7 protein-coding genes are annotated in these 7,277 nt (G+C 74.0%); all 7 read left to right on the top strand.

Annotated elements, in window-relative coordinates; all coding sequences use genetic code 11:
- On the top strand, positions 1-375 hold a 375-nt coding region (locus C1J00_RS34640), incomplete at its 5' end, for a DUF3151 domain-containing protein (protein ID WP_102912921.1).
- A gap of 150 nt (positions 376-525) precedes the next feature.
- Positions 526-1,356, top strand: a complete 831-nt coding sequence (locus C1J00_RS34635; RefSeq protein WP_102912919.1) for a tryptophan 2,3-dioxygenase family protein — start codon at positions 526-528, stop codon at positions 1,354-1,356.
- Positions 1,349-2,533 (top strand): kynureninase, encoded by a 1,185-nt coding sequence (gene kynU / locus C1J00_RS34630; protein WP_102912918.1) that lies wholly within the window; start codon positions 1,349-1,351, stop codon positions 2,531-2,533. Before C1J00_RS34635 ends, kynU begins: the two co-directional genes overlap by 8 nt.
- 175 nt (positions 2,534-2,708) lie before the next feature.
- The gene (locus C1J00_RS34625; RefSeq protein WP_102912917.1) at positions 2,709-3,569 is read left to right on the top strand and encodes an alpha/beta hydrolase; all 861 of its coding nucleotides are present in this window, start codon (positions 2,709-2,711) and stop codon (positions 3,567-3,569) included.
- A gap of 218 nt (positions 3,570-3,787) precedes the next feature.
- Positions 3,788-4,786 carry an alpha/beta hydrolase gene (locus tag C1J00_RS34620; protein ID WP_102912916.1) on the top strand — a complete coding sequence of 333 codons (999 nt, stop codon included), beginning with the start codon at positions 3,788-3,790 and terminating at the stop codon, positions 4,784-4,786.
- On the top strand, positions 4,779-5,990 hold the full coding sequence (locus tag C1J00_RS34615; RefSeq protein ID WP_102912915.1) for an acyltransferase family protein: 1,212 nt from the start codon (positions 4,779-4,781) through the stop codon (positions 5,988-5,990). The genes C1J00_RS34620 and C1J00_RS34615 overlap by 8 nt, the downstream gene beginning before the upstream one ends.
- Positions 5,983-7,277: sensor histidine kinase (locus tag C1J00_RS34610; protein ID WP_102912920.1), on the top strand; the 1,295-nt coding region annotated here is incomplete at its 3' end. The genes C1J00_RS34615 and C1J00_RS34610, both read left to right, overlap by 8 nt.

The following is a 7,277-nucleotide window of genomic DNA, read 5'->3' as shown; positions in this document are numbered from 1 at the left end:
ACCCACCTCCCCGACGACCCCGGGCCGCGGGAAATGCTCGCGTCGGGCAAGTCGCCGGTCGACGCCGCTGCCGCGCACCCCACCTCCTCGCTCGTCTGGGCGCAGCTCGCCGACGAGGCGTTCGAGCGGGGCGCGGCCGTGGAGTCCTACGCGTACGCCCGCACGGGTTACCACCGCGGCCTGGACGCGCTGCGCCGCAGCGGCTGGAAGGGCCACGGCCCCGTGCCGTGGGAGCACGAGCCCAACCGCGGCTTCCTGCGCGCCCTGCACGCCCTCGCCCGCGCCGCCCAGGCGATCGGCGAGCAGGAGGAGTACGAGCGCTGCTCCCAGTTCCTGAAGGACTCCTCGCCGACGGCGGCGCAGGTCCTGGGCTGAGACACGGTCCGTGTCCGCGAGGCCCGTCCGCGAAAGGCGGGCCTTGCGGTTTCGGGGGACGATTGCGGAAGATGCCCCTGGGGACCGGGGCCCCCGTGTCGGATTCGGCAGGGGCGGACCGCTACCCGGAGTTATACGCAGGAGACAGCGATGTCCCACGAGGCTCACGAGCCCGAGACCCCGCATCTCGACTTCCACGGCACGACGCCGTACGAGGACTACGTCAAGGCGGACGTACTCACCCACCTCCAGCACACCCTCTCCGACGACCCCGGAGAGATGGTCTTCCTGGTGACGACCCAGGTGATGGAGCTGTGGTTCACCGTCATCGTCCACGAGTGGGAGACCGCGGCAGGCGCGCTCAGGGGTGACGACATCCCCACCGCCACAGCCGCGCTCAAGAGGTCCGTCCGCGAACTGGAGGCGCTCAACCACTCCTGGAAGCCGCTCGCCCAGCTCACGCCGGCCCAGTTCAACTCGTACCGCAGCGCCCTCGGCGAGGGCTCCGGCTTCCAGTCGGCGATGTACCGACGCATGGAGTTCCTGCTCGGCGACAAGTCCGCGTCGATGCTCGTCCCGCACCGGGGCGCACCGCGCGTGCACGCCGAGCTGGAGAAGGCGCTGCACGAGCCGAGCCTGTACGACGAGGTCGTGCGGCTGCTGGCGCGGCGCGGGCACGACATCCCGGACGCCGTGCTGCGGCGCGACGTCTCCCGGCGCTACGAGCCGTCGCCGGAGGTGGAGGCGGCCTGGACCGCCGTCTACTCGGGTGACGAGAGCGACGAGGTGGCCCGGCTGGGCGAGGCGCTGAGCGATGTCGCCGAGCTGGTGTGGCGCTGGCGCAACGACCACCTGGTCGCCACCCGCCGTGCGATGGGCGCCAAGACCGGCACGGGCGGCTCCGCCGGGGTGGCCTGGCTGGAGAAGCGCGCGCAGAAGCACGTGTTCCCCGAGCTGTGGACGGCGCGGTCCTATGTCTGAGCTGGCGGAACGCGCGCAGAAGCTGGACGCCGTCGACGAACTGGGCGGCAAGCGTGCCGAGTTCGTCCTCGACGACGTGGTCTACCTCGACGGCAACTCGCTCGGTGCCCTGCCGGCCATCGTCCCCGGGCGGGTCGAGGACGTCGTACGCCGGCAGTGGGGCGAGCTGCGCATCCGGTCCTGGGAGGAGAGCGGCTGGTGGACGGCGCCCGAGCGGATCGGTGACCGGATCGCCCCTCTGGTCGGGGCGGCGCCCGGGCAGATCGTCGTGGGCGACTCCACAAGTGTCAATGTCCTCAAGGCACTCGTGGGTGCGGTGCGGATGGCCGGGGAGGGCCGTGACGAGCTCCTCGTCGACGCGACGACCTTCCCCACCGACGGGTACATCGCCGAGTCCGCCGCCCGCATGACCGGCTGCACCCTGCGGCCCGTGGCACCGGCGGACGTCCCGGGCGCACTGGGCGGCCGTACCGCCGCCGTCCTCCTCAACCACGTCGACTACCGCACCGGCCGGCTGCACGACCTGCCCGGTCTGACGGCCGCCGTGCGCGAGGCGGGCGCGGTCGCCGTCTGGGACCTGTGCCACAGCGCGGGTGCGCTGCCGGTCGGGCTGGACGAGCACGGTGTGGACCTCGCGGTCGGTTGTACCTACAAGTACCTGAACGGCGGGCCGGGTTCACCGGCGTACCTGTATGTGCGGCGGGAGCTGCAGGACCGCTTCGACTCGCCGCTGCCCGGCTGGAACTCGCACGCCGAGCCGTTCGGCATGCGCAGCGGCTACGAGCCGGCCCCCGGTGCCCTGCGCGGCCGGGTCGGCACGCCCGACATCCTCTCCATGCTCGCCCTGGAGGCGGCCCTGGAGGTGTGGGACGGGGTGGCGGTCGAGGCGGTGCGGGCCAAGTCCCTCGCGCTGACGGACTTCTTCCTGGAGTGCGTGGCGGCGTATGTGCCCGAGGGCAGGGTCGAGTGTCTGACGCCGGTGGCGCACGGGGAGCGGGGCAGTCAGATCGCGCTGCGCTGCGACGACGCGGGCGACGTCATGAAGGCGCTGATCGAGCGGGGTGTGGTCGGTGACTTCCGGGCCCCGGACGTGCTGCGCTTCGGCTTCACACCGCTGTACGTCGGGTTCGCCGACGTGGAGCGGGCGGCGCGGGTGCTGGCACAGACGCTGGCCTGAGCGGCGGCGAGGCCGGGACGCCCCTGCGGTGTCCCGGCCCCGAGGGCTCCCGTCCGGTCTTCACCGAGCGTGACATCCGCATGTCCGCGCATGTCACGCGCCTGGTACCGTCCCGGCCAACGGCTGACCCCTCAACTGGTCGGCCACGTACGGTTCATCGCTGGAAGGTTGGAGCATGACGGACGACGTCGCAGCAGCACGGGCCGCTGCCGAGGAGAAGTCGGCCTTCTCCCACGCGCCCGTCGACCCCGACGCCACCGCGGCCTACGGCGACCACCCGGACCAGGTGATCGACTTCTTCGCGCCGCGCCGGGCGGGTGGCCCCGGACCGGCCCCGGTCGTCGTCGTGCTGCACGGCGGCGCCTGGCGGGCGCCGTACGACCGGCGTCACATCAGCCCGTTCGCGGACTTCCTCGCCCGCCGTGGGTTCGCCGTGGCCAACGTCGAGTACCGGCGCGGCGGCGGCGACTCCCTCGCGGGCCGCTGGCCCGACACCTTCGACGACGTCGCCGCGGCGCTGGACGCCCTGCCGGCGCTGGTACGGGAGTTGCTGCCGCAGGCCGACCCGCGCCGTACGGTCCTGACCGGCCACTCGGCGGGCGGGCATCTCGCGCTGTGGGGTGCCGCCCGGCACGTCCTGCCGACCGACTCGCCCTGGCGCGGCGGCAGTCCGGTGACGCTGCGCGGCGTCGTCGCCCTCGCCCCGATCGCGGACCTGGCGATCGCCGACAAGCTGGACGTGTGCGAGGGCGCAGCGCGTCAACTCCTGGGAGGGGACGAGCACTTCGCGCAGCGGCAGCCGTACGCGGACCCGGCGCTGCTGCTGCCCACGGGCATCGCGACCACCCTCGTGCAGGGCCGCACGGACCTCGATGTCCCGCAGGCGGTCGCCGAGTCGTACGCGGAGGCGGCGTCGAAGGCCGGGGAGATGGTGGGGGTGACGCTGCTGGAGGACGTCGGGCACTTCCCGCTCATCGACCCGGCAGCCGACGCCTGCGCGGTGGTCGTGGAGGAGATCGCGCAGCTGGCCTGGTGAGCGGCAGCTGAGCCTTGAGAGTTGCCGCTTGGTCGCCGCTTGAGAGCTGCCCCATCGCGCCCATCTGCGCGACCTCTGAGTGGGCTCCGGGGCATACCCGTAGTACCTGAGAGCTACGCCGCAGGTGAGTTCCCTGGTGGGACGCGAACGAGGCGTCCCCCTCCGTAACTTCCCTTCCATGCAGACCCGATGGCCGGGCGCGCTGGAGGGGGACGACCATGGGGTCCGCACCGCAGTACCGCCATGGCGACGGCAGGCGCCGCGCCGGCCGATGGCGCCGCGCCGCGCTCGCCGTCCTCATCACCGGTGCGGTGGTCGTCCCTCTGTCCGGAGCCGTACGACCGCAGACCCCCGCACCGGCCCCCGCCTCGCTCGCACCCCTCAGCGCGTCGACGCTCGACGAGGCGTACGCGGCCAACCGGGCCAACGCCGCCGAAGCGGCCCGCACGGCCGCCGCCCACCACGACCGGGACCGTGCCGCGACGGACCGTCGTCTGGCCGCCCCGGCCCGGCACCTCCTGCGGTTCGACGGCCGCGGCTCCGGCCGGGTGACGGAGGTCCTCGGCGACCTCTCCCGGGCCGACCGCATCGCCGTCCTGGTCCCCGGATCCGACACGAGCCTCGACACCTACGGCCGGTTCCACGCGGCGGCCGCCGCCCTGCACCGGCAGCTCACCCGGCAGGCCCCCGCGGGCACGCACACCGCGGTCGTGGCCTGGCTGGGCTACGAGACGCCGGGCACCGTCAGCACGACGGTCACGACGACCGGCAGGGCGGAGCAGGCGGCCCCGCACCTGCGCGCGCTCGTCGCCGACCTGCGTGCCACCGCGGGCACCGGCGCGCGCATATCGCTGCTGTGCCACTCGTACGGCTCGGTGGTCTGCGGCCGTGCCGCCGCCGGGCTCGCCGTCGACGACATCGCGCTCGTCGGCAGCCCGGGCACGGGTGCCGACACCGTCGCCGACCTGCACACCCGCGCCCGCGTCTGGGCGGCCCGGGGCGGTGACGACTGGGTGGAGAACGTCCCGCACCTTCGCCTGGACCTGTTCGGCACCACCGTCGGCTTCGGCACCGACCCCGTCTCCCCGGCCTTCGGCGCCCGGGTCTTCACGGCGGGCGAGGGCGGCCACAGCGACTACTTCAGGCCCGGCTCGACCTCCCTGACCAACCTGGCCCGGATCGTCCTGGGCGAGACCAAGGCGGTGGCCCATGACTGACATCGGCGTACGCGCCCTGCGGCAGGGGGTGCGACGGGGCGTCGGCCGCGTCGGCGCGGCCACCCCACCCGGCCGCGACCGGGCCGTGGACGCCCTGCGGGCCGCCGCCGTCCTCGGCGTCGTCCTCGGGCACTGGCTGGTCACCGCCCTGGTCTCCGACGGCCGCGCCCTGCGCACGGCGAGCCCGCTGCAGCACATGCCGTGGCTGACGCCCGTCTCCTGGATGCTCCAGACACTCGCCGTGTTCTTCCTGGTCGGTGGGCATGTCGCCACCCGCGGTCATGCCTCGGCCCGGGCCAGAGGAATCCCGTACCACCGGTGGCTGACGGCCCGGCTGTCCCGGCTGTTCAAGCCGGTCGCGGCCGTCCTCACCCTGTGGACGGTCGCCGCCGTCGCGCTGCTGCTGTCGGGCACCGAGTACGGCACGGTCCGCACGATGGTGAAGCTGGCCCTGTCCCCCTTGTGGTTCCTCGTGGTGTTCGCGGGCCTGACGGCGGCGACCCCGCTGCTCGCCCGGCTCAACCCGCTCTGGCCGCTGGCCGTCGTCCTGCACGTGGACCTGCTGCGCTTCGGCCTCGGCGGCCCCGCCTGGCTGGGCTGGGTGAACGTGGCGGCCGCCTGGATGGTGCCCTACACGCTGGGCGCGGCCTGGACCCGCGGCGAACTGGAACGCCGCCGTGCGGGCTGGGTCCTGCTGGGCGCGGGGGCGGCGGCGACCGCGGCGCTCGTGGCGTTGGCGGGCTATCCGGCGTCCATGGTCGGCGTCCCGGGCGACGGCATGTCCAACCTTGAGCCGCCGACGCTGGCCGTCGTCACGTTCGGCCTGGCCCAGTGCGGTCTCGCCCTGCTGCTGCGCGAGCGGCTGCGGCGGGCGATGCGCCGTCCCGTGGCGTGGGCGGCCGTGGCGCTCGTCAACCTCTCCGTGATGACCGTCTTCCTCTGGCACCAGACGGCCCTGATGGCCACGACCGCCCCCGGCCTGCTCGCCGGCCGGCTCGCCGGGCTGCACACCCGGCCCGACGACCTCGGATGGGTCGGGGCCCGGCTTCTCTGGCTGCCGGTGTTCGCGCTGGCCCTCGCGGTCTGCTGGGCCGCCTTCCGCTCCTTCGAGCGAGGCGGCGGTGGCCGGGGCCGCACGTCGCGGGTGGTGCGGGCGCACCGTCCGTCCGACCGGGGGACACCGGCGGGGGCGCGTCATGTCTAGGCTGAGCCGTGTGACGGACACGGGGGTGGGCCGCGTGCTGCGGGCGCGCGTCGGGGGCTGGCTGCGGATGCTGCGCCAGGACTTGTGGACCGTACGGGCGGATCCGCTGCCGCCCTCCACGTGGCTGCGCTGGCTGCCGCACGGGATGCTGTGCCTCGCCGCGTTCGGGATCACGCTCGGCGACGCCGCCCAGCTCAACGACAACGGGCATCTGGACGCCGGGTACGCCTTCCTGCTCGCGCTCGGGCACGGCGTCGCGGTGATCCTCGCGATGTGGCGGCCGGTTCCGGCCTGGTGGCTGTCCACGGCGGTCACCGTGGTGACCGCCGTCTCGGTGTACGTCCGGATGGAGCCGGAGTACGTGTTCACCTGGCCGTGGACCGCGGCCGGGATCGTGGCCCAGCTGCTCGCCCTGCTGCTGCTGACCCTGCGGGTGCCCACCCGGGTCTCCGCGGAGGCGCTCGCCGTGACCGTGCTGGTCACCCTGCTCCTGGAGGGAGTGGCGGGATCCGGCACGCGGTACCAGCCCACCGGCGTGATCGCGATGACCCTGTTCACCGTCGTCGTGGTCCTCGGCACCGCCCTGCGCGGCCGCCGCGAGGCCCGCGCGCAACTCGTCGAGCAGACCACGCTCACCGCCGAGGAACGCACCCGGCGCACCCTGCTGGAGGAGCGCAGCCGCATCGCGCGGGAACTGCACGACGTCGTGGCCCACCACATGTCGGTCATCTCCATCCAGGCGCAGGTCGCCCCGCACCTCGTCGAGAACCCGCCCGACGAGCTCAGGGAGAACCTCGCGGGCATCCGGCAGAACGCGCTGGAGGCGCTGATCGAACTGCGCCGCGTGCTGGGCGTGCTGCGCTCGGAGCAGGCCGGGCCGGGGGAGCCGCCCACCGACCATGCCCCGCAGCCCACCCTGGACCGGCTCGACACGCTGGTGGAGAACACCCGGGCGGCCGGGCGGGAGGTCGTCACCGACATCCAGGGCGAGCGGCGCCCGCTGCCACCCGGCGTGGAGCTGTCGGCGTACCGGATCGTGCAGGAGGCGCTGAGCAACGCCCTGCGGCACGCGCCCGGCGCGAGGATCACGGTCCGTCTCGGCTACGAGCCGGACGGCCTCGAGGTGGAGATCGTCAACGGCCGCCCGACCGGGCCGCCACCGCCGTCGACGGGGGCGGGCCACGGGCTGCTCGGCATGCGGGAGCGGGTCGCGATGCTCGGCGGCACCATGACGGCGCACCCGTGGCACTGGGACGGCTTCAAGGTCACCGCCTTCCTCCCGGACAC

Origin of the sequence: Streptomyces cahuitamycinicus (assembly GCF_002891435.1) — a bacterium.
Classification (GTDB): Bacteria; Actinomycetota; Actinomycetes; order Streptomycetales; family Streptomycetaceae; genus Streptomyces; species Streptomyces cahuitamycinicus.
This window is presented reverse-complemented; position numbering and strand designations above follow the sequence as displayed.